Origin of the sequence: Vreelandella arctica (assembly GCF_037070215.1) — a bacterium.
GTDB lineage: Bacteria > Pseudomonadota > Gammaproteobacteria > Pseudomonadales > Halomonadaceae > Vreelandella > Vreelandella arctica.
Map to the genome: position 1 here is coordinate 145,545 of NZ_JBANSN010000009.1, position 26,780 is coordinate 172,324.

The 26,780-nt window shown below is 56.2% G+C and carries 24 protein-coding genes and 1 tRNA gene; 19 read left to right on the forward strand and 6 right to left on the reverse strand.

What is annotated here, in order from left to right; translation table 11 throughout:
- The first annotated feature begins 18 nt into the window (after window positions 1-18).
- From V8L70_RS10795 to ureG, 17 genes are all read left to right on the forward strand, one after another.
- Window positions 19-1,713, forward strand: a complete 1,695-nt coding sequence (locus V8L70_RS10795; RefSeq protein WP_336269368.1) for an ATP-binding protein — start codon at window positions 19-21, stop codon at window positions 1,711-1,713.
- 23 nt (window positions 1,714-1,736) lie between these two features.
- The gene (locus tag V8L70_RS10800; protein WP_336269369.1) at window positions 1,737-2,480 is read left to right on the forward strand and encodes a response regulator; all 744 of its coding nucleotides are present in this window, start codon (window positions 1,737-1,739) and stop codon (window positions 2,478-2,480) included.
- A gap of 200 nt (window positions 2,481-2,680) precedes the next feature.
- Window positions 2,681-3,673 (forward strand): Bug family tripartite tricarboxylate transporter substrate binding protein, encoded by a 993-nt coding sequence (locus V8L70_RS10805; protein WP_336269370.1) that lies wholly within the window; start codon window positions 2,681-2,683, stop codon window positions 3,671-3,673.
- Entirely contained in the window at window positions 3,673-4,125 is a 453-nt protein-coding gene (locus V8L70_RS10810; RefSeq protein ID WP_176303903.1) for a tripartite tricarboxylate transporter TctB family protein, read from the forward strand. Before V8L70_RS10805 ends, V8L70_RS10810 begins: the two co-directional genes overlap by 1 nt.
- Entirely contained in the window at window positions 4,125-5,654 is a 1,530-nt protein-coding gene (locus tag V8L70_RS10815; RefSeq protein ID WP_336269371.1) for a tripartite tricarboxylate transporter permease, read from the forward strand. Before V8L70_RS10810 ends, V8L70_RS10815 begins: the two co-directional genes overlap by 1 nt.
- Before the next feature lie 429 nt (window positions 5,655-6,083).
- Entirely contained in the window at window positions 6,084-7,445 is a 1,362-nt protein-coding gene (urtA, locus tag V8L70_RS10820) for an urea ABC transporter substrate-binding protein (RefSeq protein ID WP_336269372.1), read from the forward strand.
- Window positions 7,446-7,537: 92 nt separating this feature from the next.
- Window positions 7,538-9,157 carry an urea ABC transporter permease subunit UrtB gene (gene urtB / locus V8L70_RS10825; protein WP_336269374.1) on the forward strand — a complete coding sequence of 540 codons (1,620 nt, stop codon included), beginning with the start codon at window positions 7,538-7,540 and terminating at the stop codon, window positions 9,155-9,157.
- A gap of 3 nt (window positions 9,158-9,160) precedes the next feature.
- Complete coding sequence (gene urtC, locus V8L70_RS10830) at window positions 9,161-10,333, forward strand: urea ABC transporter permease subunit UrtC (RefSeq protein WP_336269375.1); 1,173 nt, start codon at window positions 9,161-9,163, stop codon at window positions 10,331-10,333.
- On the forward strand, window positions 10,330-11,166 hold the full coding sequence (gene urtD / locus V8L70_RS10835; RefSeq protein WP_336269376.1) for an urea ABC transporter ATP-binding protein UrtD: 837 nt from the start codon (window positions 10,330-10,332) through the stop codon (window positions 11,164-11,166). The genes urtC and urtD overlap by 4 nt, the downstream gene beginning before the upstream one ends.
- Window positions 11,166-11,873 carry an urea ABC transporter ATP-binding subunit UrtE gene (urtE, locus tag V8L70_RS10840; RefSeq protein ID WP_336269378.1) on the forward strand — a complete coding sequence of 236 codons (708 nt, stop codon included), beginning with the start codon at window positions 11,166-11,168 and terminating at the stop codon, window positions 11,871-11,873. Before urtD ends, urtE begins: the two co-directional genes overlap by 1 nt.
- Window positions 11,870-12,772, forward strand: a complete 903-nt coding sequence (locus tag V8L70_RS10845; protein WP_336269379.1) for an urease accessory protein UreD — start codon at window positions 11,870-11,872, stop codon at window positions 12,770-12,772. Before urtE ends, V8L70_RS10845 begins: the two co-directional genes overlap by 4 nt.
- Window positions 12,773-12,799: 27 nt before the next feature.
- On the forward strand, window positions 12,800-13,102 hold the full coding sequence (ureA, locus tag V8L70_RS10850; protein WP_298968613.1) for an urease subunit gamma: 303 nt from the start codon (window positions 12,800-12,802) through the stop codon (window positions 13,100-13,102).
- 38 nt (window positions 13,103-13,140) lie between these two features.
- Window positions 13,141-13,461, forward strand: coding sequence for an urease subunit beta (locus tag V8L70_RS10855; RefSeq protein WP_336269391.1), 321 nt, complete (start codon window positions 13,141-13,143; stop codon window positions 13,459-13,461).
- The gene (gene ureC, locus V8L70_RS10860) at window positions 13,458-15,173 is read left to right on the forward strand and encodes an urease subunit alpha (RefSeq protein WP_336269380.1); all 1,716 of its coding nucleotides are present in this window, start codon (window positions 13,458-13,460) and stop codon (window positions 15,171-15,173) included. Before V8L70_RS10855 ends, ureC begins: the two co-directional genes overlap by 4 nt.
- Window positions 15,174-15,328: 155 nt before the next feature.
- Window positions 15,329-15,856 carry an urease accessory protein UreE gene (gene ureE / locus V8L70_RS10865; RefSeq protein WP_336269381.1) on the forward strand — a complete coding sequence of 176 codons (528 nt, stop codon included), beginning with the start codon at window positions 15,329-15,331 and terminating at the stop codon, window positions 15,854-15,856.
- A complete protein-coding gene (locus V8L70_RS10870) occupies window positions 15,846-16,577 on the forward strand; it encodes an urease accessory protein UreF (protein ID WP_336269393.1) in 732 nt (243 codons plus the stop codon). The genes ureE and V8L70_RS10870 overlap by 11 nt, the downstream gene beginning before the upstream one ends.
- A 13-nt stretch (window positions 16,578-16,590) precedes the next feature.
- Window positions 16,591-17,229 (forward strand): urease accessory protein UreG, encoded by a 639-nt coding sequence (ureG, locus tag V8L70_RS10875; protein WP_336269382.1) that lies wholly within the window; start codon window positions 16,591-16,593, stop codon window positions 17,227-17,229.
- An 80-nt stretch (window positions 17,230-17,309) separates the two neighbouring features.
- Here ureG and V8L70_RS10880 read toward each other — a convergent pair whose 3' ends face one another.
- Entirely contained in the window at window positions 17,310-18,074 is a 765-nt protein-coding gene (locus tag V8L70_RS10880) for an SDR family oxidoreductase (protein WP_336269383.1), read from the reverse strand.
- An 85-nt stretch (window positions 18,075-18,159) separates the two neighbouring features.
- Window positions 18,160-19,086, reverse strand: a complete 927-nt coding sequence (locus tag V8L70_RS10885) for a YihY/virulence factor BrkB family protein (protein ID WP_101146809.1) — start codon at window positions 19,084-19,086, stop codon at window positions 18,160-18,162.
- Between the two features lie 440 nt (window positions 19,087-19,526).
- Here V8L70_RS10885 and V8L70_RS10890 point away from each other — a divergent pair, with 440 nt between their 5' ends.
- Window positions 19,527-21,320 carry a methyl-accepting chemotaxis protein gene (locus V8L70_RS10890; RefSeq protein WP_336269384.1) on the forward strand — a complete coding sequence of 598 codons (1,794 nt, stop codon included), beginning with the start codon at window positions 19,527-19,529 and terminating at the stop codon, window positions 21,318-21,320.
- 81 nt (window positions 21,321-21,401) lie between these two features.
- Here V8L70_RS10890 and V8L70_RS10895 read toward each other — a convergent pair whose 3' ends face one another.
- The 3 genes from V8L70_RS10895 to V8L70_RS10905 are packed head-to-tail and all read right to left on the reverse strand — an operon-like array spanning window position 21,402 to window position 24,181.
- Window positions 21,402-22,664 carry a TRAP transporter large permease gene (locus tag V8L70_RS10895; protein ID WP_336269385.1) on the reverse strand — a complete coding sequence of 421 codons (1,263 nt, stop codon included), beginning with the start codon at window positions 22,662-22,664 and terminating at the stop codon, window positions 21,402-21,404.
- A complete protein-coding gene (locus V8L70_RS10900) occupies window positions 22,661-23,185 on the reverse strand; it encodes a TRAP transporter small permease (RefSeq protein ID WP_336269386.1) in 525 nt (174 codons plus the stop codon). The genes V8L70_RS10895 and V8L70_RS10900 overlap by 4 nt, the downstream gene beginning before the upstream one ends.
- A complete protein-coding gene (locus tag V8L70_RS10905) occupies window positions 23,186-24,181 on the reverse strand; it encodes a TRAP transporter substrate-binding protein (RefSeq protein ID WP_336269387.1) in 996 nt (331 codons plus the stop codon).
- Window positions 24,182-24,326: 145 nt separating this feature from the next.
- Between V8L70_RS10905 and V8L70_RS10910 the strand changes: the two genes are divergently transcribed.
- Window positions 24,327-24,403: transfer RNA gene (locus tag V8L70_RS10910), tRNA-Arg, on the forward strand.
- Between the two features lie 157 nt (window positions 24,404-24,560).
- Here the strand turns inward: V8L70_RS10910 and V8L70_RS10915 are convergent.
- Window positions 24,561-26,267, reverse strand: coding sequence for a class I SAM-dependent methyltransferase (locus V8L70_RS10915; RefSeq protein WP_336269388.1), 1,707 nt, complete (start codon window positions 26,265-26,267; stop codon window positions 24,561-24,563).
- Window positions 26,268-26,780: the final 513 nt, after the last annotated feature.

Here is a 26,780-nt window from a genome sequence, read left to right on the forward strand (position 1 = left end):
TGTATTTCGAGCCTATCTATGAGTGCTACTCGCCCCCGAACACTAGCCGAGCTGCAGCGCTGGCGCCGTACCCGCGCTAGGCGCAGTTGGTACAAACGCAGCTTTCGCCTGCAGGTAATGCTGCTGGTGGGGCTATTGCTGGCGGGCATGCTACTGGCACAGGGCACGTATCTCAATCTCCGCAAGGCGGAAATCATTAGTCAGCAGATGGGCGAACGGGCGCTGGCGGTAGCCAAAACGGTGGCGTCAATGCCGCAAATTATCAACGCATTTGATATCCCTAATCCCGCTTTTATTATCCAGCCGCTGGCAGAACGGGTACGCCAAGAAACAGGGGCGCGCTATGTCGTGGTGGGCAATGCCCAAAGCATCCGCTACTCCCACCCCTTGCCGGAAAGAATAGGACAACGGATGGTGGGCGGAGATAACGATCAGGCGCTGATCCATGGTCAGTTCTATGTCTCCGAGGCAACCGGTTCACTGGGTACCGCCATGCGTGGTAAAGCACCTATCTGGGATGAAGAGGGCAATATTATTGGCTTGGTGTCCGTCGGTTTCATGATGGATCGCGTCGAGATGGACGTGGCGCGCTACAACAGCTTTGGCTGGATATTGGTGGCGCTGATGATCTGCCTAGGCTTTGCCGGTGCCTATTGGCTATCACAGCACCTTAAAAAGGTCATTCTAGGCCTGGAGCCCTACGAGATTGCGCGGCTGGCGATGGAGAAAGAGGCCATTTTGCAGTCGATCCACGAAGGCATCCTGGCGGTTAACCGCGAAGGGCATATCACTTTGGTCAACCAGCAGGCGCGGCGCTTTCTCAACTTAGATGACGAGCATGTGCTGCTGGGACAACCCATCCGTGAGGTGGTGCCCAATTCGAGGCTGCTGGAGGTACTCCGGCGCGGTGAGCAGGAATTCGATCAGGAGATGTGGCTGGGTGATCATCCTGTTGTAGTCAACCGGGTGCCAATTTTGTACGAAGGAGAGATTGAAGGAGCGGTGGCCACCTTCCGTAGCCGTCGTGAGATAGTCGATCTCTCCCAAGCGCTAACCCAGGCCAGTCGTGACGTGGATATGCTGCGCGCCCAGGCCCATGAGTTTTCCAACAAGCTCTACACCATCTCCGGATTACTGCAGTTACAGCGCATCGAGGAAGCATTGTCGCTGATCCATCAGGAAACCGAACGCGCCCAAGCGCAGATGAGCTTTTTAATGCGCAATGTGGCTGACGCCGTGCTTAGCGGCACGCTACTGGGTAAACTGACCCGCGCGCGGGAGCTCGGCGTGGCGCTGGAAATCGATGAGCAAAGCTCGCTCTCTTGCCCGCTAACGCCCACCGGTCAAGAGGTGATGATGAGCGTGGTGGGTAACTTGCTGGACAACGCCTGTCACGCCGCGCTGAATGGGCCGAGTGAAGAGCCCAAAGTGCGGTTATTTTTTACCGATTTGGGCGAACAGCTACTGATCGAAGTGGAAGATAACGGGCCGGGGGTGCCTGCTCAGTTTGCTGAGTCGATTTTCCAGGAGGGTTTCTCGACCAAAACTGGCAAGCACCAGGGCATTGGCCTAGCGCTGGTGGCCAGGCTCTGCCGCCAGTACGGCGGCGCAGTGACGCTGGAAGAGAGTGAGCTGGGTGGCGCCTGCTTTATTGCAGTGCTCGACCGTTCGCTGTGCGCGCAGCAGTCTCAACAACAATTTCAAAAACAGTGACCACAACGGCTAGGGGGAAAGTAATGTCTGATGGGCAGTACGGCATTTTGGTCGTTGAAGACGATTTTCGCATTGCTGATATCCACAGGGCCTTTATAGAACAGAGCGACGGTTTTTATGTAGTGGGTATGGCACGCAATGGCAGCGAAGCTAAAGCGCTTATGGCGGAGCATGCCGCTAGTATCCAGTTGATTTTATTGGATGCCTACCTTCCCGACGTTGAGGGTTTAGAGCTGCTGTGGGCGATTCGTCGCGACCATGTGCATGTGGATATCGTTATGGTCACCGCCGCCCGGGAAGTGGAAACCATCAGCGAAGCGCTACGCGGTGGGGTATTTGACTATCTTATCAAGCCCATTGAGGCCGCGCGGATGACCCAGATGCTGACCCGCTTTCGACGCGAGCGTGAGGCGTTGGCCAACCGTGCCGAGATGAACCAGGACGAGTTGGATCACGTACTGGCGCGCTTGAAGCCCGGCGAAACCCCGCGTGCTAAAACTCAAACCCTGTCTCAAGCCCTGCCCAAAGGGATTGATCGGCTGACGCTGCGGCGGGTGATCGATTCACTGGCTGCCGCCCCTGATTCGCTTACCGCCATGCAGATGGCGCGCATCATGGGCGCCAGCCGCTCGACCGCGCGGCGTTATCTAGAGTTCCTGGTCGCTGAGCAGGCGGTGAGTGCCGAGCTGGGCTATGGTGATGTAGGGAGGCCCGAGCGACGCTACCGATTGTTAGCAACGGCACACAAATGGCTAGATGCTCTGTAAGTGCGTACTGCAAGCAAACAGGCGTGAACAAAATGAACAAAATGCCCATAAAGAACTTTTTGTCTTTTATGCGCACAAGCTTGTCGGTCAGGGCAGTGGTCTTCTAACGTTCGCGGCGTGCAGTCTCACAATAAGACGCCTCACATAACAACATCAATACAACCGTACCCACACAACAACACTGATACGTGGAGAACGCCATGACTCGTTTTAAACTCCTAACTCTGCTGAGCCTTCCGCTAGCGGCTGTTACCACCTTTTCCAGTACCGCTTCAGCCTTCGAGCCAGAAGGTAAGGTGGAGTGTATCGCGCCCTCTGACCCAGGCGGCGGTTGGGACTTTACTTGCCGTAGCGTAGGGAACGTCATGCAGGAACTTGATCTAGTTCCGGCGAATGTACAAACCATCAACATGGCTGGCGCTGGTGGCGGTGTGGCGTTTGCCCATACCGTCAGTAAGCGCGCTGGCGACGACCATCTGCTGGTTGCAGCCTCTACTGCCACGACCACACGTCTGGCCCAAGGGCAATTCCCTGGGTTGACTGCCGATCAGGTCAATTGGATCGGTGCCCTAGGGGCGGATTACGGGATTATCGCCGTGGCCGCTGATTCCGAGATCGATGACCTCAATGAACTGATGGACTCGCTCAAGGAAGACCCGCGCAGCGTCAAGTTCGCTGGCGGTAGCGCTAAAGGCGGCTGGGATCATCTCAAAGTGCTGATCGCTGCTCAGGCAGCCGATGTCGAGAACCTTCCGCGTATTGCCTACCTGTCGTACAACAATGGTGGCGAAGCATTAACCCAGGTGATCGGTGGTCACGTGGACGCCTTTACCGGTGATATCACCGAAGCCCAAGGGTTTATGGAATCCGGTGACTTGCGCGTCCTGGCGGTCCTCTCTGAAGAGCGTCTGCCTGGTGACTTGGCTGACATCCCCACCGCCCGTGAGCAAGGCATCGACGCCCTTGGCCCCAACTGGCGCGGCTTTTATATGCCTGCGGATATCTCCGAAGAAGCTGAAACGTATTGGACCGATGCCATGGACACTATTTACCAGAGTGAAGAGTGGCAGAGTGTCATGACACAGAACGGTTTGATGCCATTTCACATGACCGCTGGTGAGTTCGAAGAGTTTGTTCTCAACCAGATCAATGACATTGAGCAGCTTTCTAAAGATATTGGGCTAATTCAATAATGACCTTTAACGACCGCATCTTTGGGGTCTTGATGATCGTCCTGGCCGTCGCGTACGGCTGGGCCGCGACTCAGTTCCCGGAGCCGTTTGGTGGGGCCGAAGCCGTCGGCCCTGACACTTTTCCGAAGTTGCTGGCCGTGGTGCTGGCAATTTCCAGCCTTTATTTGATTGTACGCCCTGATCCCGACAACGCCTGGCCTTGGAGCCGTACGGGTGTCGAGCTAATTATCGCCGTGGTGGTGCTGATCTTTTACGCCATGCTGCTTCAGCCGCTGGGCTTCATTATTAGCACCACGTTGGCGGTGGGGACGCTTTGCTGGCGAATGGGGGCTCGCCCGACCAATGCTTACATGACTGGGGCAGTCTCGGCAGTGGTAGTGTACTTCCTGTTCAGTTTTGCACTTGATCTCGCCTTGCCGCTGGGTCTGTTGTCATTCCTGGAGATGAACTAATGGAAACTCTAGGTTATTTGATGGATGGTTTTGGCGTTGCTCTGCAGCCCCATAACCTAATGTTCGCCTTGCTGGGTGCTTTTCTAGGCACCTTGATCGGCGCCTTGCCGGGATTAGGCCCAGCCAATGGTGTGGCCATCCTGATTCCGCTAGCGTTCAGTTTGGGGCTCGCACCAGAAACTGCCCTGATTATGCTGACCTCCGTGTATGCGGGTGCCATGTACGGTGGGCGTATTTCATCGATTCTGTTGAATATTCCCGGCGATGAACCGGCCATGATGACCTGCCTTGACGGGTATCCTATGGCCCAGAAGGGCAAGGCTTCCGAGGCACTGGCAATCTCTGCCGTAGCCTCCTTTATCGGTAGTCTAATCGCCACTATTGGTTTGATTCTGCTGGCGCCACTGCTGGCTAATTTCGCCCTGACGTTCGGTCCGGCAGAATATTTCGCGCTCTTCCTGCTGGCGTTCGCTACCTTAGGCGGCATCACCGGCAAAAACCCTATCAAAACGGTAGTCGCCGCCAGTATTGGCCTAATGATCGCCACGGTGGGTATCGACAATACCGGCGTGCAGCGCTACACCTTCGGGGTGCTCGAACTTTTTGAAGGCGTGGACTTCATCATTGCTATCGTCGGTCTGTTTGCCATTTCCGAACTGCTGTTCTTTATTGAGGAGCGCGCAGGCGGTGGTAAGGAGAAGATGAAGGTCAACAAACTTTCGCTCTCATGGAAAGATATCCGCGAAATTCTACCCACCAGTTTCCGTGGCGGGGTGCTGGGGTTTGTTGCCGGTGTGCTACCGGGCGCCGGTGCTTCGTTGGGTAGCTTCATCAGCTATACCCTTGAAAAACGTGTGTTGGGTAAGAAAGGCTATTTTGGACAAGGCGACCCGCGTGGTGTGGCTGCTCCCGAAGCTGGCAACAACGCCGCTTCGAGCGGTGCTTTGGTTCCCATGCTAACCCTGGGTGTGCCGGGTAGTGGTACTACCGCAGTACTCTTAGCGTTGTTGATTTCGCTCAATATCACCCCTGGGCCATTGATGTTCACCCAGAATGCCGACATCGTCTGGGGCGTGATCGCAGCGCTATTGATCGGTAACTTTTTGCTGCTGATCCTTAACATTCCGTTGGTGGGCATCTTCGTCAAGCTGCTGTCCGTGCCGCCGATGTACTTGCTGCCGATCGTCACGATGATTGCCTTCGTGGGTATCTACTCGATCAGTAACACCATCTTTGACCTCTACTTCATGGTGGCCTTTGGGGTGGGTGGTTATGTCCTGCGCAAGCTTGAGATTCCGCTGGTGCCAGTGATTCTTGGCTTGTTGCTGGGGCCTGAGATGGAGAAGAACCTGCGCCATGCCATGGATATCTCCGACGGTGACTGGATGATTCTTTGGGATAGCGGTCTGGCTATCGGCCTTTGGGTCTTTGCTGGATTGGGCTTGATCTTGCCTTATATTGTGGGACCTCTCCTGCGTCGAGGGATGAAGGGGGCAACGCCTACGTCAGGCTCGCCTGAAAGCGATTAATACTTAGAGAAGTCATCTTGAGCAACGGGGCGCCGACGAAAGTCGGCGCCCCGTTTTTATTAGTATTACCTCTGAAAGATGGACAGGCTCTTTTTCTACTGTTTTTTGTAACTAAAGAGTAAGTATTAAGTTTCTAAATTGTATATGACTAGTCTAAGTACCGAGTTGGTGCAGTGTTTCTTATTGGTGCATTGTTAAGGTGCTTCAACAACAACTTTGCGCTTCATATTGGTGCGTTTGATGATAATTAGGAATATTTTAAGATATCTAAGTGGCTGATTAGTTAAGTATAAGTGAACGTTGTGCCAATCTGGCGCATCCCTTGCAAGTATTAATGGCTAGTGGACGTATTGGGGGAGCTAACACAACAACCCCAAGTGCGAAGCCAACCATCAAGCCCCAATCATAAGGGGTGCAAGGAGATTAACAATGAACACTCTCAAACGCTCGACACACCCGCAACGATTCCTTTCAAGTGGCCGTTTCGCGACCGCTTTATTCACCGCCGCCATCATGGGTGCCAGCACCCAGGCCATCGCTCAAGACGATGACCCGATTAAAGTCGGTATCCTGCACTCCCTCTCCGGCACCATGGCGATTAGCGAAACTGTCCTTAAAGACACAGTCGAAATGCTTATTGAGCAGCAGAACGAAGCCGGTGGTTTGCTGGGCCGTCAGTTAGAAGCCGTGGTGGTTGACCCAGCGTCCAACTGGCCGCTGTTTGCCGAACGTGCCCGGGAGCTACTAGACCAGGAAGAAGTGGACGTGATTTTCGGCAACTGGACGTCGGTTTCGCGTAAATCGGTACTACCCGTCGTAGAGGAACTTAACGGTTTGCTGTTCTACCCGGTGCAGTATGAAGGCGAAGAGTCGTCAGAAAACGTCTTTTACACCGGCGCGGCACCTAACCAGCAGGCGATTCCTGCGGTTGAGTATTTGATCAATGAAGTGGGTATTGAGCGCTTTGCGCTGGTCGGTACCGACTATGTCTACCCGCGCACCACCAACCGTATCCTCGAAGCGTTCCTCAAGGATGAACACGGCATCGCGGATGAGGACATCATGGTCAACTACACGCCTTTCGGTCATTCCGATTGGCAGAACATCGTGGCCGAAATTCGCCGTTTCGGTGAAGAGGGCAAGCCGACTGCGGTGATCTCGACAGTGAACGGCGACGCCAACGTACCGTTTTACACCGAGCTTTCCAACCAGGGCATCGACGCTGCCGATATTCCGGTCATCGCCTTCTCGGTAGGTGAGCAGGAGCTTACCGGTATCGATACCGGGCCGCTGGTGGGCCACCTGGCGGCATGGAACTACTTCATGAGCGTCGATAACGATGACAACTACGACTTTATCGATGCCTGGATTGAGTACACCGGCGACGATATGGCGGTGACCAACGACCCGATGGAAGCACACTACATTGGTTTCAACATGTGGGCCGAAGCGGTTCGCAAAGCGGGCACCACGGACGTCGATACCGTTAAAGACGCCATTATCGGTGTGACCGTGCCTAACCTCTCCGGCGGCTATGCGGCGATGATGCCCAACCACCACATCACCAAGCCGGTGCTGATCGGTGAGATTCAGGACAACGGCCAGTTCGACATCGTGTGGCAGACGCCCTCTACCGTGGCAGGCGATGCCTGGTCGGACTACCTGCCTGGCTCGCGTGACCTGATTGCCGATTGGCGCAAGCCGATGGAGTGCGGCAACTTTAACGTCGTGAACGGCTCGTGCGGTGGCAGCACCGCAGCAGAAGAAGCCGAAGCGGCACTCGCTGAGTAAAACATAACCCCCTTGCCGCGCCGTGATTTTAATAGTTGGCGCGGCAAGGAGCACGCTATCTTTCCCTCTTAGATAACCAAAGGAAGAACCCCATGAGGCGTTTCCTTTCCTTGGCGTTGCTCTGCTTCCTGCTGTTGGGTGTCACCCTTACCGCGCAGGCACAATCAACAGACGCCGCCAGCAGCGCTGACAACGACAGTGCTGCAATTGAGCTTTTAGAAGCACTGGACGTTGAGTCCTACACCGCCAAAGGCGAAGCCATTACCGCGATTTTGCAAAGCGACGATGAGCGCGCACGAGACTGGCTGCAGGCCTTACTGGATGGCCGCTTACAGCGCACCGAAGACGGCCGCTTTGTCCTGGTATTGGAAAACCGCGGCCGCGACTGGCCGGTGGCCGATGTACTGACCGGCGAAGCGCTGGGCGAGATGTCCCGTCGTGATCTGGAGCGTATCGGCATCAACAACAACCTGCGCAATCAACTGCGCAGTGCCATCGCGGTCGTTGACCTCTACTCGCCTAATGTGGAGCGCCGCCGTACCTCGGCCGAGCGGCTGTTAGGTGAAGTAGATGGTGAGCTGGTGCCCACCCTCGACGACTTGATCGAACAGGAAGAGGACGAGCAGGTGCGCTACCGGCTAACTCAGGCCGTGGCGATCTACCGCGCTGAAGCGGGTGAAATGGCTGGGGTTGAAGCGCTGGACGGCAGTCTTCACCCCCGCTCTCGCGTGGCGTTGAGCCGGGCAGCCAATAGCGATGATCCCGTTGTCGCCAATGCCGCTGCCGCTTCCCTGGCGGGCATTGAGCAGCAGCTCAAGATCAATCGCGGTCTGGAGACGCTCTATTTCGGCTTGAGTCTTGGCTCGGTGCTGGTGCTGGCCGCCATTGGCCTAGCAATTACCTTTGGCGTCATGGGCGTGATCAACATGGCCCACGGCGAGCTGATGATGCTGGGCGCCTACACCACCTGGGCGATGCAGCAACTGCTGCCCGGCCAGCCGGGCTTGGCGTTGATTCTATCGATACCCGCAGGCTTTATGGTCGCCGCCTTGGCAGGCGTGGCGATCGAGCGCGGCGTGATTCAGTTCCTCAAGGGCCGCCCGCTGGAAACCCTGCTGGCGACCTTCGGTATCAGCCTGATTTTGCAGCAGCTGGTACGTACGGTGATTTCACCGCTCAACCGTACCGTCATCACCCCCGAGTGGATGAGCGGTTCACTAGTGGTGAACGATGCATTGTCATTAACGCTTAACCGCATGTACGTGCTCGGTTTTGCGCTGGTGGTGTTTGCAGGCCTGATGCTGATCATGCGCCGCACCCGGCTAGGGCTAGAGGTGCGTGCCGTGACCCAGAACCGCGCCATGGCGCGCTCCATGGGCATTCGCGCCACTCGCGTGGATATCATGACCTTTGCACTGGGCTCCGGCGTGGCCGGTCTTGCCGGGGTCGCGCTCTCCCAGCTCACCAACGTCGGCCCCAACCTGGGCCAGAACTACATCATCGACTCCTTCATGGTGGTGGTGTTCGGCGGTGTGGGCAATCTATGGGGCACGCTGGTGGCTGGCCTATCGCTGGGGGTCATCAATCAGGTGCTGGAACCCTGGGCTGGCGCGGTGTTGGCCAAAATTATCGTGCTGGTCTTCATCATCCTATTCATTCAAAAACGCCCGCGTGGACTCTTCCCGCAGAAGGGCCGGGCTGCGGAGGGCTAAACGATGTCATTAACGACTGAATCATCGACGAATTTTTGGCTAACACGCCCGTTCAGCGAACGCTCCACCCAGATTTTTCTCGGCGTGCTGTTAGCCGCCCTGGCGCTGGTAACAATCTTGCACGTAGCGGTTCCGCCAGAGAACCCGCTACATGTGGGCGCCTATACCGTTAACCTGTTCGGTAAGTACTTAAGCTACGCGTTGCTCGCCGTGGCGGTGGATCTGGTGTGGGGCTATCTGGGCATTTTAAGCCTGGGGCATGGCGCCTTCTTCGCCATCGGCGGCTACACCATGGGCATGTACCTGATGCGCCAAATTGGTGATCGCGGCACCTACGGCCACCCGGTACTGCCCGACTTCATGGTGTTCCTGAACTGGGACAGCCTGCCATGGTTTTGGCACGGCTTCGATATGGCCTGGTTCGCCTTTGCCATGGTGCTGCTGGCACCTGGGCTGCTGGCGCTGGTATTCGGCTTCTTGGCGTTCCGCTCACGGGTCACCGGGGTGTATCTGTCGATCATCACCCAGGCGCTGACCTTTGCCTTAATGCTGGCTTTCTTCCGCAACGAGATGGGCTTTGGCGGCAATAACGGCCTGACCGATTTCCGCGAAATCGTCGGCTTCGATCTACGAAGTGACGCCACACGCTTGGGGCTGTTCCTGGCCACCGGGATAGCGCTGGCGCTGGGGTTCATCCTCTGCCGTGCGATTGTCACCAGCAAGCTGGGCCGGGTGAGCGTGGCCACCCGTGACGCCGAAGCGCGCACGCGCTTTCTTGGTTATCGGGTCGAGCGCTTTCAGCTGTTTGTGTTTGTGGTCTCGGCGATGCTGGCGGGCCTGGCGGGAGCGCTTTATGTGCCGCAAGTGGGGATTATCAACCCCAGCGAGTTTTCGCCGATTTTCTCCATTGAGATTGTGCTGTGGGTCGCACTGGGCGGTCGCGCCACGCTGTATGGCGCAGTGATTGGTGCCATTCTAGTCAACTACGCCAAAACCATCTTTACCGGCGTAATGCCCGATGCTTGGCTGTTTGCTCTGGGCGCGATGTTCGTACTGGTCACGGTGTTTCTGCCCAAGGGTGTGGCGGGACTGTTTCGCTACCTCAAGCGCCGTAAGCGCGACGATAAAACGACGGATCCTGACCATCAACACACGTCCAAGGAGGCCTCCGCATGAGTTTGCTGCAATCGCTGTCCCAGCGTGACCGGGTGTTCGATTTTATGGCGCCCCAGGCCTCACCGGTGGACGTTCGCCACGGGCCGATTCTCTATATGGAAGATGTGATCGTGAGCTTCGATGGTTTTAAAGCCATTAATAACCTCAACCTGACCATCAACGACGGTGAGCTGCGTTGCATTATCGGCCCTAATGGGGCGGGCAAGACCACCATGATGGATATCATCACCGGCAAAACCCGACCCAATAGCGGCAGTGTGTGGTTCGGTAGCCGTCATAATTTGCTGCACATGAACGAGCCCGATATCGCCAGCCTGGGCATTGGCCGCAAGTTTCAAAAGCCCACGGTATTCGAAGCGCTCTCGGTATTTGAAAACCTGGAGCTGGCCATGGCCGCCGACAAGCGGATATTTCCCACCCTGACCGCCCGCATGACCGGCGAGATCAAAGACCGCATCGACGAAGTGCTGGAAACCATCGGCCTGACGGCACTGCGCCATCAGCCCGCAGGCATTCTTTCCCACGGCCAAAAGCAGTGGCTGGAAATCGGCATGCTGCTGATGCAGCGCCCGCGCCTGCTGCTGGTGGATGAGCCGGTAGCGGGTATGACAGAGCAGGAGATGGAGCGCACCGCCGAACTACTCACCGGGTTGGCTGGCAAGCAGTCCGTAGTCGTGGTGGAACACGATATGGGCTTTGTGCGTTCCATTGCCCGCCAGGTGACCGTCCTGCACCAGGGCAGCGTGCTGGCGGAAGGCACCATGGATCAAGTCTCCAACGACCCCAAAGTCATTGAAGTCTACCTGGGTGCCGATGACGAGGAGGCCGCCTAATGCTAGCCATTGAGAAGCTCAACCAGTTCTACGGCGAAAGCCACACCCTGTGGGATCTGGATCTGGACGTGCCCACAGGCCAGTGCACCTGTGTGATGGGCCGAAACGGCGTGGGTAAAACGACACTGTTGAAAGCCGTGATGGGCGAGGTGGCCGTCAAAAGTGGCGAGCTGCGCTACACCGCCGAGGCAGGCGAGATCGAGCTGACTAAAAAAGCCATTGAAGCGCGCTCACGGTTGGGGATTGGCTATGTGCCCCAAGGACGACAGATATTTCCGCTGCTGACTGTAGAGGAGAACTTGCGCACCGGCCTTGCCGCCCGCAGCGACGGGCTGAAAAAGATTCCCGAGCGCGTCTATGAGCTGTTCCCAGTTCTCAAGGAGATGAAAAACCGCCGTGGCGGTGATCTATCCGGTGGTCAACAGCAGCAGCTGGCGATTGGCCGCGCGCTGGTGATTGAACCCAAACTGCTGATTCTGGACGAACCGGGGGAGGGCATTCAGCCCAATATCGTCGCCCAGATCGGCCAGGTGATTCGTCAGTTGATCAATGAAGACGGTTTGACCGTATTATTGGTGGAGCAGAAGCTACCCTTTGCCCGCAAGTACGCCGACCGCTTTGTAATTATGGATCGCGGTCGGCCGGTCGCCAAAGGCGATATCAGCGAGCTTTCCAATGAACTCATTAAACAACATTTGACGGTATGACCGCACTTAGCCCACTCGTTACGACAGCCGCAATACCGCCCGACTCGCCATCGGGCCACCGCTTCGATCAAGGCCGCCACTGGGCGGCATCGCTAGATCTGCGTTTTGCTCATCGCGATGGCGTTACCCGCATGGTACAGGCGCGCCACCAAGGCCCGCTGCGGGTGCAGCGGCCGTTTTACCCGGAAGGCCGCAGTGAGGCGTGCCATGTGTACGTGCTGCACCCACCGGGCGGGCTGGTCAGCGGCGATGCGCTCACTATTAACGTGCATGTCGAGGGCGGTGCCCATGCGCTACTCACAACGCCTGCCGCCAATAAACTCTATAAAGCCGACAGCCAGGGCGTGGCGTGGGCCCAGCACACCCGGTTAAGCGTTGAGGATGGCGCCACTTTGGAGTGGCTGCCCCAGGAGACCATCGCCTTTGATGGCTCCAAGGGCGAACAGCGCACCCATATCGAGCTGCACGGCAGTGCCCGCTGCCTGGGCTGGGAAGTGATGGCGCTAGGCCGCCCGGCGAGCGATTTACCCTACATTTCAGGCCGCATTGAGCAACACTTCCGCTTAACCCTGGACGGCAAGCCGCTGTGGTTAGAGCGCCAGCCGTTAGACCCACTTCACCCACGCTTTATTGGGCGCTGGGGGCAGGGTGGTGCCACGGTGCAGGCCACGCTCTGGGCGGTAGGCATTGAAGATGCACTTGCGGCGATTGAAGCGTTGCGTGAAGCGCTGCCGGATAACACACGCTGGGCGGTGACCGTCCGCCATGGCGTGCTGCTATTACGCTACTTGGGTAACTCGCGTAATGAAGCCTGGGCATTATGCGAGCAGGCTTGGCAACTTTTGCGCCCCCTATGGATCGAGCGAGACGCCCACACACCGCGTATTTGGTTAACCTAATCGAATAGTTTGCTGGAGAAACGCCCCATGGAATTAACCCCAAGAGACAAAGACAAGCTGCTGCTCTTCTCTGCCGCCCAACTGGCCGAGCGTCGCAAGGCACGTGGGCTGAAGCTCAACTACCCCGAAGCGGTGGCGCTGATCAGCTTTGAAATAATGGAAGGCGCCCGGGATGGCCGCAGTGTGGCTGATTTAATGAGCTACGGCCGCGAGATTCTTAGCCGTGACGATGTGATGGAGGGCGTGGCTGACATGGTCGACGAAGTGCAAGTGGAAGCCACTTTCCCAGACGGCACCAAGCTGGTCACTGTCCACACACCTATCAACTAGTTGTCAGCAACCAGGAGAGCATCATGATTCCCGGCCCAATGGTTCCAGGACAGTACCAGTTAAAAGAGGGTGATATCGAGCTGTGTGTGGGGCGTGAGCGAATTAGCGTCGAAGTGGCCAATACCGGCGACCGCCCGATCCAGATCGGCTCCCACTACCACTTCGCCGAAGCCAACCCGGCGCTGGTGTTCGACCGCGAAAAATCCCGAGGCTTTCGCCTGGACGTGGCCGCAGGCACGGCGATTCGCTTTGAGCCCGGCCAAACCCGTGAAGTCACGCTGATTCCATTTGTCGGTAAGCGCGAAATTTACGGCTTCCGGGGTGATGTGATGGGCGCGCTAGAGGGGGATAAAAAATGAAGCCGACCAACAAGATCAGCCGACAAGCCTACGCCGACATGTATGGCCCCACAGTAGGCGACCGCGTGCGCCTGGGCGATACCGAGCTGTGGATCGAAGTCGAAAAAGACGCCACCCACTACGGCGATGAAGTGAAGTTCGGCGGCGGAAAAGTCATCCGCGACGGCATGGGCCAAAGCCAGCGCGCTGACGACACGGTCATGGATACGGTCATCACTAATGCTCTAATTTTGGACTGGTGGGGCATCGTCAAAGCCGACGTGGGCATTCAGAAAGGTCGCATCGCTGCGATTGGCAAGGCGGGCAACCCCGACGTACAGCCCGATGTGGAGATCGTGATTGGCCCCGGCACCGAAATCATTTCCGGTGAGGGCAAGATACTCACCGCAGGTGGCATCGACTCTCACATCCACTTTATCTGCCCCCAGCAGGTCGAAGAAGCGCTGATGAGCGGTGTGACCACCATGCTCGGCGGTGGCACAGGTCCGGCGACAGGTTCCAACGCCACCACCTGCACGCCAGGCGCTTGGCACATTGGCAAAATGCTCCAGGCGGTGGACGACCTGCCGATGAATATTGGCCTGCTAGGCAAAGGCAACGCCAGCCTGCCGGAAGCACTGGAAGCCCAGCTAGAAGCGGGCGCCATGGGCCTCAAGCTGCACGAAGACTGGGGCACCACACCTGCCTCGATCAATAACTGCCTGAACGTGGCGGATGCCTACGATGTGCAGGTGGCGATCCACACCGATACCCTGAACGAATCAGGCTTTGTGGAAGATACCCTGGCCGCGTTTAAAGAGCGCTGCATTCACACCTACCACACCGAAGGCGCTGGCGGCGGTCACGCACCGGATATTCTCACCGCCTGTTCCAAACCTTACGTACTGCCATCGTCGACTAACCCAACGCGGCCCTATACGGTCAATACCATCGATGAACATCTCGATATGTTGATGGTGTGCCACCACCTCGATCCCAATATTCCCGAAGACGTGGCCTTTGCCGATTCACGCATTCGCCGCGAAACCATCGCCGCCGAGGATATCCTCCACGACCTGGGCGTGATCTCGATGATCGCCTCGGATTCCCAAGCCATGGGGCGGGTCGGTGAAGTGGTCTGCCGCACCTGGCAAACGGCGCATAAAATGAAGGTGCAGCGCGGCTTCTTACCAGAAGACGAAGCCCTAGGCGCCGACAACCTGCGCGCCAAGCGCTATATCGCCAAGTACACCATCAACCCCGCGATCACTCACGGTATCGCCCATGAAGTAGGCTCCATCGAAGTGGGTAAACTGGCGGATCTGGTGCTGTGGAAACCGGCCTTCTTTGGCGTGAAACCGGCGATGATGATCAAAGGCGGCATGATTGCAGCGGCGCCCATGGGCGACCCCAATGCTTCGATTCCGACGCCGCAGCCGGTCCACTACCGTTATATGTTTGGTGCCTTTGGCCGTGCAGCGAGCCAAACCCGGCTCAGTTTTGTCAGCCAAGCCGCGCTAGATGCAGGCATTAAAGAGACTCTCGGGCTTAATAGCGAATTAGCGGCGTGTAAAAACGTGCGGCAAGTGCGCAAACAGGATATGAAACTCAACGACGCCTGCCCCGATTTGACCGTCGACCCGCAAACCTACGAAGTGCGCTGCGACGGTGAAATTTTAACCTGCGAGCCCGCCACCGAGCTGCCGCTGGCTCAGCGGTATCATTTGTTTTAATTAGGGCTATTCCATTAGGTAGAGATGACGGGGGTAGGCCGTAGAGAGGGTCTTTTGCCATGGATGGCAAAAGTAGCGTACAGGGAGGTATTCACAGCGCCCTCTCGTAGGCCTACCCGCGGCATAGCCGCAGAGACAGCGAAGGGACGATAGCAATGCTAAAACTGATAGAACGTTTAGGGCCAGTAGAGGAGAGCGCCGCTAGCGACACACTCACGCTGCCCTTCGAGCTGCGCATTCGCGGGCGCTTAAAAACCAAGAGCGATAGCGGCCGCGAGCTGGGGCTGTTTCTGGATCGTGGCCCGGTGCTGCGCAGTGGCGAAGGCTTGAAAGCCGAAAGCGGTGAAGTGGTGCGTGTCTGTGCCGCCGTTGAGCCGGTGGTTACCGCGCGAGTGAGTACTGGCTTACCCCTGGCGCGACTGGCTTATCATCTGGGCAATCGCCACGTACAGCTGGCGCTGGGTGAAGACGAAAAGGGCGGCTGGGTGCGCTTCCCGCCAGACCACGTGCTGGAAGAACTCGCCGAGCTGCTGGGTGCCAAACTGGAGCACCACAACGCAACGTTCGATCCGGAGCCAGGCGCCTATAACCAAGTGGGCGGTGAGCATGCGCATTCCCACGGTCATGGCCATCCACACGACCACGATCATGACCACTCGCATGAGCACTACCATGCCCACTGAGCTTAACGCACTAGAAAGACAAAGCGACGAGCTGGCGCTGCTGGGGCTGATGCAGTTGGTTAGCCCCGCGCTGCCGATTGGGGCCTTTGCGTTTTCCCAAGGCCTGGAAAGCGCCTTCGAGCTGGACTGGGTGCGCGATGAGGCGAGTCTTGCCGAATGGTTAAGTGGCGTACTGGAAGATGGCCTAACCCGCTGCGAGCTGCCTGTACTAGCGCGATTGCATGAAGCGTTCGACCAAGCGGATAGTCAATCAATTGCCGCATGGGATGATTGGCTGGCCGCCACCCGGGAAACCGCCGAGCTGGCCGCTGAAGACAGCCGTTTGGGCGCCTCGCTTAAACGCTTGTTGAGCAGCTTGGATTTATTGCCAAAAGAAGAAGCGCTGGCAAGTGAGGGCTTACTATCGCCCTTGTTGCCGGTTCACGCAGGCTACGTCACGCTGTTTGCCTTTACGGCCCATGCGCGAGGCGTATCCGTGCGCCAAACCCTGCTGGGCTTTGCCTGGGCGTGGTTAGAGAACCAACTGGCAGTGGCCTGTAAAGCGCTTCCTCTGGGTCACACCGCCGCCCAGCGCGTAATTGAGCAACTGCGCCCAGCGCTAGTGGATGCCGTTAATCAAGCGCTATCGCTGGATGATGACGAGTTAGGCCCGGTGCTACCCGGCCTAGCACTGGCCAGCGCTTTGCATGAAACTCAATATTCACGCCTGTTTAGAAGTTAACGAGGAGAGAACAATGACTCACTGTTTACGCGTTGGTGTGGGTGGCCCGGTAGGCTCCGGCAAAACTGCGCTGCTCAAGCAACTCTGTTTAGCGCTGCGGGATTACTACGACATCGCCGTGGTCACTAACGATATCTATACCCGCGAAGACGCCGACTTTCTGCTCAAGCACGATGCTCTTCCGGCGGATCGTATTCTGGGCGTGGAAACCGGCGGCTGTCCGCATACTGCCATTCGTGAAGATGCCTCAATGAACCTGGCCGCCATCGACGAGCTACAGACGCGGCACCCGAAGCTGGAGTTGGTCATGGTGGAGTCGGGCGGTGACAACCTCTCGGCGACCTTTAGTCCCGAGCTTTCCGATCTGACGCTTTACGTGATCGACGTTTCCGCTGGCGATAAAATTCCCCGTAAAGGTGGGCCAGGCATCACCAAATCAGACCTGCTGATTATCAACAAGATCGATATCGCCGAGTATGTGCACGCTTCACTAGACGTAATGGAACGTGACTCGAAGAAAATGCGTGGCGAGCGTCCCTTCGTATTTACCAACCTATATGACGGGGTCGGGCTTGAAGAGATCATCCGCTTTATTCTCGATAAAGGAATGCTGGATGAGCGGCGCCCGCAGCACGCCGAGAAGACCGGCTAAAGCTTGCTAAGTGTTTGCAAAAAAAACCGCCAGCTAATGGCGGTTTTTAGGTTTATGGGTGGCGGTTAATGAGGTGGCGACTAAATCACTGCCAGCATGCCGCCATCCACATAAATGATCTGGCCATTCACGTAGTTCGATGCCGGTGAGGCGAGGTACACCACGGTACCCACGAGGTCTTCGGGCACGCCCCAGCGCTTGGCAGGGGTGCGGTTAATCAGCCAGTTATTAAATGTTGGATCGTCGACTAACGGCTGGGTCATTTCCGTCATCATGTAACCTGGGCCAATGGCATTGGTTTGAATGCCGTGCTCTGCCCACTCCGCTGCCATGGATTGAGTCAACAAACGGACGCCGCCTTTAGAAGCGGTGTAAGCGCCCACTGTCGGCCGCGCAACAGAGCTCATCAATGAGCCAATATTAATGATTTTGCCGCCCTTGCCGCGCTCAATCATTTGCCGAGCAACATTACGGCCCAGTAGAAACGTACTGGTTAGGTTCGTGTTGATGACCTTATCCCATTGGTCGTGTTCGACCTCAAGCAGCGGGCGGCGGAGCTGCATACCTGCGTTATTGACCAGTATATCGATACTGATTCCATCATTTTTCAGTGCTTCAAGGGCCTGCTCAATGGCGTCCTCGTCAGCAACATCAAACGATGTTGTGAGCACTTTATGGCCTTCCTCAGAGAGCGTCTTGCGTGCGGCTTCAAGTTTGTCCTGATTGCGCCCATGAATAATAATTTGAGCGCCTGACTGCGCCAGCCCGCGAGCCATCGCAAGCCCCAGCCCGCCGGATGAACCGGTAATCAGCGCCGTGCGGCCGGTTAGATCGAACAACGTCATCGTTCTCACCCCTTGTAGCATTGTATTTTTAAGCATCGTTTTGCAGTAAGCGTTTTAAAGACTAGCTCAGCCGCGCCAGAGTTGCTCAATCAACCCGGGTAACCGGCTGACGGCTTGGGTCGATGTGCCATGGCAGACCAAGGCGGGTGTTGCGCTCCAGTTCGGCAATCACCTGGGCGCCAAGCAGTAAAATGATTGCGCCCACTTCCAAGCTGATCAGCACGATTACCAGGGTGGCCAGCGAGCCGTAAACAGCGTTGACGAAAGACAGATTGACGAAATAGTAAACCAATATTAGCCGCACTCCCTCCCACATTAAGGCCGCGACGAAGCCACCCACTATCGCTCGGTGTAAAGCGATCTTGACCACCGGAAGCACTTTGTAGATGGCGCTGAAGAGTAAGAAAACGCCGATGAAACTGGCTAGGTTAAGCACCGGTTCTGACAACCCCGCTAAGGGCAACTCGCGGTCGAAAAGCAGCATGACCAGTGTGTTTAGCGAACTGGCGAGGGTGACGACCAGGGTTAACACCATTAGTGCGGCCCCGAGAACCACCATAAAAGCGTAAGGCAGCATCACCGACACCCACACGCTGCGCTTGATATGCGGGCTATCCGGCGCATGGAAAATAATCGCTAGGGCATCTTCAAGCATGCGAAAGGCAAATGAGCTGAACAGTAGCAGAATAGGAAAGCTCAAAATGCCGATCACATCACGGGTTTCAAGCAGGCTGCGTACGGCATCCAGCAGTACTTCAGCGTGGGCGGGCGCCATGTGGCGGGCCTGAATAGCCAGCACGTTGAGCAGATGCTGCTGATCGACCACTTGGGTTAATAGCACCACGAGCAGCGCAAATAGCGGCACGATAGAGAGCAAAATGTTATAGCCCACGCCGCCCGCCAGTAGAATGCCGTGGTTTTTGAGAAAATTGCGTAATACACGCCAAGCAAAGAGTACCAACTTAGGGATCAGGAGCAGGGCAGCACTAATAAACGAGGAATTTTGAACCATGGCTTGCCGTTCTCCTTGTACGCTAGCGCCATGATACGCTGCTGGCGCAAGTAAGTAACAAAAGCAAGTAACAAGCGCAAATAACAAGGACGTCAGGAGATGTCAGATCGAGATTAGATAACGAGGTTATTAAAAGAGGGAAAAAGACATTAGCAATAAAAAGGTCGCCCTGACCAGGCGGTAGAAAAGGTCAAGGCAACCGAAGAACATGTGTTAGCTTCTTGCTAAAACGGGCCATCCCTGGCCACCACTCCCCCACCATGAATGGATCAGGGTGCTTTTACCTTAATCTAGGTTATGGTACGCAATTTTTTTAGCTAAATAGTTGCCTATAAAGTAAAAAAACCAAAAAAGTGGTTAAAGTTGACACATAGTAAGTCGATATATACTCCATCTCTTTACTAAAACCCTTTCTAAAGATCGAACCTGGAAGACACACAATGCCCACTTTGCCTATCCCTTCTAATACGGCTCCCCCTAAGTCAGGTCTTGGCTTGCAAACCAAGGTGTTGATACTGGTGTTGCTCCCTCTTTTGGTCGTGACCGTGGCGCTGGTGGGGTTTAACGCCTTTAGCACTACCCAAGATACCAATGACACGCTAGCCGAACAGAGAGAGCTGTTGATTGAAGAGCGTCGAGCGTCGGTACGTGACATCGTACAAATGGCGACCACCGCGATTGCCCCTATTTATGCCGAAGCTGGCGCGAACGACCGTGAAGCCAAAGCACGCGCTGCAGAAATATTGCGCGCGATGCGTTTTGAAGGTGAAAACTACATCTTCGTTTATGAGTTTGACGGCACCAATGTGGTGTTACCCCTCTCGCCTGCGCGTGAAGGCACCAATCTAAACGACTTACAGGCGCCTGACGGTACTTATATCGTGCGTGATTTTATCTCGGTGGGCCAAGGGGGCGGCGGTTTTTACGAATACCCGTGGGAGTATCCTGGCACCAACGAACCAGAGCCTAAGCACTCTTACATTGATCAACTAGAGAAGTGGGGCTGGATAGTCGGCGCTGGTGTTTATATGACCGATGTCGACGACGCCGTTGCCGAGCTTGAAGCCGCGGCTGCCGCCGATTTGCGCCAAAGTATTATATTCTCTTCCCTGTTGGGACTGGGTCTATTTGTTGTCATTGCTCTGCTGACGTACGGCTTGGTGCGTCGCACCGTAGGGCCTATCAAGCGCACCTCTGCGGCTATGCACGATATCGCCCAAGGGCGCGGTGACCTAACCCGCCGGTTAACGGTCGAGAGCAGTGATGAAATTGGCGAGTTGGGCATTCAGTTCAACGCCTTCGTGGCACGCATGCAGGAGACGCTACGTGACGTGCGCAGCAGCACGCTTAGCGTGCATCAGGCAGCGGGTGAAATCTCGCAAAGCTCTGAAGAACTCGCCACACGCACCGAGCAGGCGGCGGCTAATCTGCAACAAACTTCCGCCTCCATGGAAGAGATTACCTCCAACGTCAATCACAGCGCTGACAATGCCCAGCAGGCCAATACGCTAGTGCTCTCCACCGCTGAAGTCGCCCGCGAAGGCGAGGCCGCGATGGGGCAGGTCGAAACGACGATGCAGGATATCAACGACTCCGCATCGCGCATTAGCGACATCATTAGCATGATCGACGCGATTGCCTTTCAGACCAATATTCTGGCGCTTAATGCGTCGGTAGAGGCTGCGCGGGCAGGGGAGCATGGCCGCGGCTTTGCCGTCGTTGCTCAAGAAGTGCGCATTTTGGCCAGCCGCTCAAGCGATGCTTCCAAAGAGATCCGGACGCTTATCGATGCCTCTGTGCAGCACACGAATTCCGGCGCGAAGTTGGTACGCAATGCTGGCGATACCATGCGCGAAATCGTTTCCAGTGTAGCGAAAGTCACCGATGTGATTGGCGAAATCACTGCCGGTGCTAAAGAGCAGAGCAGCGGCATCGGACAGATCAACACCGCCGTGGCAGAGATGGACACCATGACTCAGCAAAACGCGGCCATGGTGCAAGAGTCGACTACCGCCGCCGCTAACATGCGTCGTCATGCGGAGCACCTGAACCAGCTAATCAACTCCTTTGTGCTAGGTGACGATGAGCCCACGCCGCGGCACCAAGCGCTGGCCTCGCCATCTGCCTCCCAGCGGGGCAATGCCAACGGGCTGAAACGCCCAGCGCTTGCTGCAAAACCTTCGTCACAGCCGTCATCTAGCCATCAGGCAGAGGATGAGTGGGAAGCGTTCTAACGGTTGCTTAGCCATCAGTAAAAAACGGGGCTTGCCAAGTGGCAAGCCCCGTTGCGTTTACCGCCCTCAGAAAGCGCGTGGCTAACCACCTGACCAGCCTAATAAAATCGGCACGTAGACGACTAGCAGCAACACCCCGATCAACCCCAGCAGGTAAGGAATGATGGCGCGGGTAATGCGTTCCAGCGGCAGCTGGGTAATCGAAGATGCCACGTACAGATTGATCGCCACCGGCGGGGTAATCATCCCGATGGAGAGCCCCACTACGATAATCAAGCCAAAGTGGATCGGATCAATGCCCAGCTGCAGCACCAGCGGTAACAGCACCGGGGTGAGGATAATCAGCGCACTGGCGGTTTCGATGAATACCCCAGTCAGCAGAATAATTCCGACGATCAGCAGCATGATCACGTAAGGATTGGTGGAGAGCGACAGCACGGCTTGGGCAATCGCCCCCGGCACCTGCCAGCTTGAGAGCGTCCAGCTCAGCACCGCCGACATCGCAATCACCAGCATAATCACCGCGGTGGTCATCGCCGAACGGATCAGCAGTTTGTAAATCTGGGTTAGGTTAAGGTCACGATAGACAAACAGCGACACCAGCATGGCGTAGTTCACTGCCACGACCGCCGCTTCTGAAGGCGTGAATATCCCCGAGAAGATACCGCCGAGAATAATAACCGGCGTCATTAACCCCCAACTGGCATCTTTAAAGGTATGCCAAATGGTGGCCAACGACAGCGGTGTACCCTTGGGGTATTGGCGCTTGTAGGCCTGGGCAATCGCAATGGCCATTAACCCTAGCCCCATCGCCAAACCCGGCAAAAAGCCGTTTAAAAACAGCTTGGAAACCGACTGCTGGGCGATGACCGCGTAGATGATCATGGGCACCGAGGGCGGGATCACCACCCCGATGGTGCCACTGGCGGCGATCAAGCTGGCCGCTGAGGCCGGGTCATAGCCTTTACGCTTGAGCTCCGGCACTAGGCTTGAACCCACCGCCGCCGTGGTTGCGGCACCAGAGCCGGAGATCGCCGCAAAGAACATGCCCGCCATCACCGAGACCACCGACAGCCCGCCGCGCATAAAACCGACTAACGAATCGGCAAAGCTAACCAGCTTTTCGCTCACCTTGCCCTGGGCCATCAAATCCCCGGCGAGGATAAACATGGGTATCGCGACCAGGGCAAAGGAGTTGATGCCCTGAAACATCTGCTGGGTGACCACCATTAGTGGCACGCCGGATTGGTGCAGGGCGTAGAGCGTGCTGGCGCCAATCGCAAAGGCAATCGGCACGCCCAGCAGCATAAACAGGAAGAACAGCCCGAAGAGCAGCAGCGTCATAGCGGCTCCTCCTGAGCGTGGGTCGTCTCGTCGCCCAGCAGCAATTCAATGATATCCACCAGCGAATACCACGCCATGATTGCCGCGCAGATCGGCATCACCGCGTAGACGTAGGTCATCGAAAGCCGCAGCGAGGCGGATTTCTGGAAGCTCTGCACCTGCATATAGCGGTAGCCGATCACGATCAGGGTGATCATAAACGCCAGCACAATCAGCAGCGCAGCAATGCGCGCGATTTGGCGCAGGCGGCCGGGCAGGGCATCCACCACAAAGGTCACGGCGATGTGTCGCCCGCGCTGAAACGCCAGCGTCCCGGCTAGGAAGGTGATCCACACCAACAGAAAGCGGGCGACCTCTTCCGTCCAGCCGACGGCGGTGAACAGCACCCGCGAGACGATCTGTAGGGTAATCACCCCAATCAGCGCCGCCATGCCCGCAAAGACCACGGGCTGGATGATGGCATCCAGCCCGAGCTCGATTCGACGCAGCAGCTTTAACAGCGGTTGAGTCGTGGTGGTCACTTACTTGAGCGCCTCCTGGATGCGCGGCAGGTAATCACCGAACTGTTCGCCGTATTTCTCGTATACCGGCGCGACGGCGGCTTGGAAGGCTTCCATATCCGGTGCGTCGTTAATCTCCATGCCCGCATCGCTCAGCGCTTGCAGCTGCTCGCTCTCCATCTCTGCGTTCACCTGGCGCTCGTGCTCGGCGGCTTCCTGTGCGGCCTCAAGCAGTACCTCTTGCGCCTGTTCCGGTAGTTGGCTCCACGCAGGCATGCCCATCACAAAAATCGCCGGCGCGTAGGTGTGGCGCGAAAGGGTCATGTAGTTCTGGGTTTCATCCAGGTTGAACGAGTGAATCACGTTCACTGGGTTCTCCTGGCCGTCGATGGTGCCCTGTTGCATGGCGGTAAGCGCTTCAGTCCACGCCATGGGAATCGCGTTGGCGCCCAGCTCGCGGAAGGTGTCGGTGTAAACCGGGTTTTCCATCACGCGGATGCGCAAGCCGTCCAGATCTTCCGGCGAGTTTACGGCGCGCTCGCTGTTGGTCAGGTTACGGAAACCGCGTTCGGCGTACGCCATGCCTTTCAGATTCACCTCAGAAAGCTTATCGAGCAGCTCCTGGCCAATCGGGCCATCGAGCACTTCGTAAGCGGCTTCTGGGGAGGGGAACAGGAACGGCAGTTCAAACACCGCCATCTCTTCCACAAAGTTGGCCACCGGCCCGTTGGTGATTACGCCCATATCCACAGTGCCGATCTGCATGCCTTCCAGCAGCGTGCGTTCATCACCCAGGGTGGCGTTGGGGAAAATCTCGATATCGACCTTGCCCTCGGTACGCTCTTCCACCAGCTCTTCAAACTTGGTGGCTGCGATATGGAAACCATCCTGCTCGTTGACCACGTGGGCCAGGCGCAGGGTAACAGGGTCCATATCAGCAAAATCAGCGGCGTTCGCGACGCTGACCAGCGCCAGTGAGATGCCCAGCGCCAGCGTGCTACGTGCAAATGTTTTCATATTATTGTGTTCCCGATTTTTCTAAGGTGCAGAAGTGCTTCCAAAGCATGCACTAGAGAAGGGAAAAGGGTCAATTGAGCAAGCCCGCAAAACCGCTTCGCGGCTGGACACAGCCGCCCCGCACGGTTACGATACGCACCCACAAGCGCCCGTAGCTCAGTTGGATAGAGTATCGGCCTCCGAAGCCGAGGGTCGCAGGTTCAAATCCTGCCGGGCGCGCCATAATTTCAAGGGCTTACGTTAACGCGTAAGCCCTTTTGTTTTGCGTGTGTCAATTCTGTGTCATCAGTGTGCCAAGCTCGTCAACATTTGAGCTAATACCTGTCATCAAGCTAATGACCTTTAGCTCTTACCTGACACAAGGTGTGGCACAGGCTTATTAGCGCACCCCCATCCATTCCGCAAGTTGCTGATTTGCCTTCAATCGTTGGCGTTGTAGTAATGCGCTGTTAAAAATTCCATCCAGAGAAGACGTTGGCGTGGCAAGCGGCAGTGCTACGGCAGCTTCATCACGAAATTGCTGACGGACTGTACTGGCATCGAGATATTGCCACCAGTGCATAATGTCCTGTTTAGCCTTTTGCATCACTTGAGCTGCAGGCAGTCGATCCGATTTGGATTGATTGGCTTTTGCTGTCGCTGGCAGCAAATTCCATAGATCATTGTTGTTCCAGCGCGACCAGGGAAAGCAGTGGTCGATAGCGTAATTTTGCCTGTGCAAATCATTTTGTGACCAGACGCAAGACAGTGGAGCCGGTTCATGTAAACGTTGACTGACCAGTTGACGCGCCTGCTGTGTGTCACGGCGACTTTCTTGCCACTGCAAGGCGAGATGTAATGTGCCGATATCGTAAGTGGCGTCATACCGCTGCATTAACTGAGCCCACTCATGAACAATGGCGGGCTCGATCCAGCAGGCGTAGCGGCTCATAGAGTCCCATAGTGAGGTAGGGATACGAAATGTTCCGAAAGAAGCCAGCGTGGCGCTATCAAGTCGAACGGCCTGTTCGCGGATGCGTAGCCCTTGATAACTTCCATCAAATACAGGCCGCTGGCTGCCGGGCCAGGTGGTGAAGTGAGCAGGCATCTTTAGAACTGTTTGGCAGGCATCGCGGATTGCTCGCATGACGGTGGCAGCACATTGAGGATCATAAAAGGCTGAGCCAATGCGCAGATCATGTGGCGATAGTTGCTTTAAGCGATAGAAATCATCCTTAGCGAAACTATACCCCTTCTCGCCGGGAGATTGGCGCAAATCACGCTCTATCAATAAGGGACGGTACAGTTTCATCCAGAAGAGCCCTACTGCTCCCAGAGGTACCGTCACCCATTCTTCTGTTCGTGAAATCACTATGCCAGGTGCGCTATCGGCAAGGCGTGTCAGCGTGCGTAGCAAACCGAGCTTGTAAGAAGATGCCTTGTCGTCATTAACGATAATATGCCGAAGGGAAGGCAGTGCCCCAGTGCCATCATCAGGTAGCCTGAAAACACGTAGATGCCAAGCAACACCCTGGCGCCCAAGTTGGTCGTCGCTATGACTTGCCTGCACGGGGAGTAACGCCAAATCACGAGCCCAGCTATCCAACATGCTCATGTTGACCGAATGAAACTGACGCTCATTGCTATCCGGGCCTTCACGGCAGGTGATTACCATAAGCCCACCCGGCGCAAGCAGTGAGCTAAGAACCCGCAAAGCACGTTGCTGTTCATTAGGTGGTAAATGCATCCACACCGCTGATACCAGAATCAGTTGAAAGCGCTGTGAAAGCTGACGGATGCAATTTAAAGCAGGCAAAGTATCGTCAATCCAACTGACATCCCTTTCTTGCGTATACATTTGCCCTAACGTTCTCAGCTTTTCTGCTGGCTCTACTGCCATTACCTGCCAACCACGCTCTGCAAGCGCTTTAGCATCGCGCCCGCTTCCAGCGCCAACGTCTAGTGCTAAGCCGACTTGCTCAGGGAGTTGATGCAGCCACTCGCCATGGACATTTTCAAAGCCTAGCGACTGGTACTGGTCAAACAATTGATGGGCGTGGTCGTCGTAGAAACGCATCGACGTAATGAATGGTTGGGAATTCGCCATGCCAAATCCTTGGTAAGCAGTCACATAAATGCACTTAACCTTACCAGTTTTGTGCACCTCTGGTGGTGAGTGAGATGCTGGGTAATTCAGCTATCGGCCGAGGCTGTGTGAAAACGCTTGAAGAGCCTCGGTCCGGCCAAAAAATGATCAAAAATCGCGCTCCCTCGCTAAATTTGAGTCATCTTCATTGCGAAATTTCTCCAGATTTCGCGTACGGGCGTCAACTTCTGGACGGCTTAACAGTTTTCACACAGCCTCGGCCAAGACCGGACGTTGAGGGAATGCTGATATAACGCCTGCATTTGTGGCTGGTTTGGAGCGCAGCGGAAAATCAGTCCGGCAACATGCGCTTGTTAGGTTTATTGAGCAGCTTCATCACTTACTTCTCTGGGTGCGTATTCCGCCCTATCGTGACCGCCCATTCCGTTTGAACGTGACCGTCTGTTCTGGATGATGGTGACCGCGCATTCCGTTTTATCGTGACCGATTTTGGGCAGTTTTCCGGAATCGCCG

Excerpts from the sequence above, each read along its gene's own strand:
- V8L70_RS10845 (WP_336269379.1), top strand. The coding sequence starts at position 11,870 with ATGACCGCACTTAGCCCACTCGTTACGACAGCCGCAATACCGCCCGAC.
- V8L70_RS10815 (WP_336269371.1), top strand. The coding sequence starts at position 4,125 with ATGGAAACTCTAGGTTATTTGATGGATGGTTTTGGCGTTGCTCTGCAG.
- urtC (WP_336269375.1), top strand. The coding sequence starts at position 9,161 with ATGTCATTAACGACTGAATCATCGACGAATTTTTGGCTAACACGCCCG.
- V8L70_RS10795 (WP_336269368.1), top strand. The coding sequence starts at position 19 with ATGAGTGCTACTCGCCCCCGAACACTAGCCGAGCTGCAGCGCTGGCGC.
- V8L70_RS10800 (WP_336269369.1), top strand. The coding sequence starts at position 1,737 with ATGTCTGATGGGCAGTACGGCATTTTGGTCGTTGAAGACGATTTTCGC.
- V8L70_RS10905 (WP_336269387.1), bottom strand. The coding sequence starts at position 24,181 with ATGAAAACATTTGCACGTAGCACGCTGGCGCTGGGCATCTCACTGGCG.
- V8L70_RS10885 (WP_101146809.1), bottom strand. The coding sequence starts at position 19,086 with ATGGTTCAAAATTCCTCGTTTATTAGTGCTGCCCTGCTCCTGATCCCT.
- V8L70_RS10915 (WP_336269388.1), bottom strand. The coding sequence starts at position 26,267 with ATGGCGAATTCCCAACCATTCATTACGTCGATGCGTTTCTACGACGAC.
- urtA (WP_336269372.1), top strand. The coding sequence starts at position 6,084 with ATGAACACTCTCAAACGCTCGACACACCCGCAACGATTCCTTTCAAGT.
- V8L70_RS10805 (WP_336269370.1), top strand. The coding sequence starts at position 2,681 with ATGACTCGTTTTAAACTCCTAACTCTGCTGAGCCTTCCGCTAGCGGCT.
- urtE (WP_336269378.1), top strand. The coding sequence starts at position 11,166 with ATGCTAGCCATTGAGAAGCTCAACCAGTTCTACGGCGAAAGCCACACC.
- V8L70_RS10870 (WP_336269393.1), top strand. The coding sequence starts at position 15,846 with ATGCCCACTGAGCTTAACGCACTAGAAAGACAAAGCGACGAGCTGGCG.
- V8L70_RS10855 (WP_336269391.1), top strand. The coding sequence starts at position 13,141 with ATGGTTCCAGGACAGTACCAGTTAAAAGAGGGTGATATCGAGCTGTGT.
- ureA (WP_298968613.1), top strand. The coding sequence starts at position 12,800 with ATGGAATTAACCCCAAGAGACAAAGACAAGCTGCTGCTCTTCTCTGCC.
- V8L70_RS10810 (WP_176303903.1), top strand. The coding sequence starts at position 3,673 with ATGACCTTTAACGACCGCATCTTTGGGGTCTTGATGATCGTCCTGGCC.
- urtD (WP_336269376.1), top strand. The coding sequence starts at position 10,330 with ATGAGTTTGCTGCAATCGCTGTCCCAGCGTGACCGGGTGTTCGATTTT.
- V8L70_RS10895 (WP_336269385.1), bottom strand. The coding sequence starts at position 22,664 with ATGACGCTGCTGCTCTTCGGGCTGTTCTTCCTGTTTATGCTGCTGGGC.
- ureE (WP_336269381.1), top strand. The coding sequence starts at position 15,329 with ATGCTAAAACTGATAGAACGTTTAGGGCCAGTAGAGGAGAGCGCCGCT.
- ureG (WP_336269382.1), top strand. The coding sequence starts at position 16,591 with ATGACTCACTGTTTACGCGTTGGTGTGGGTGGCCCGGTAGGCTCCGGC.
- ureC (WP_336269380.1), top strand. The coding sequence starts at position 13,458 with ATGAAGCCGACCAACAAGATCAGCCGACAAGCCTACGCCGACATGTAT.
- V8L70_RS10880 (WP_336269383.1), bottom strand. The coding sequence starts at position 18,074 with ATGACGTTGTTCGATCTAACCGGCCGCACGGCGCTGATTACCGGTTCA.
- urtB (WP_336269374.1), top strand. The coding sequence starts at position 7,538 with ATGAGGCGTTTCCTTTCCTTGGCGTTGCTCTGCTTCCTGCTGTTGGGT.
- V8L70_RS10890 (WP_336269384.1), top strand. The coding sequence starts at position 19,527 with ATGCCCACTTTGCCTATCCCTTCTAATACGGCTCCCCCTAAGTCAGGT.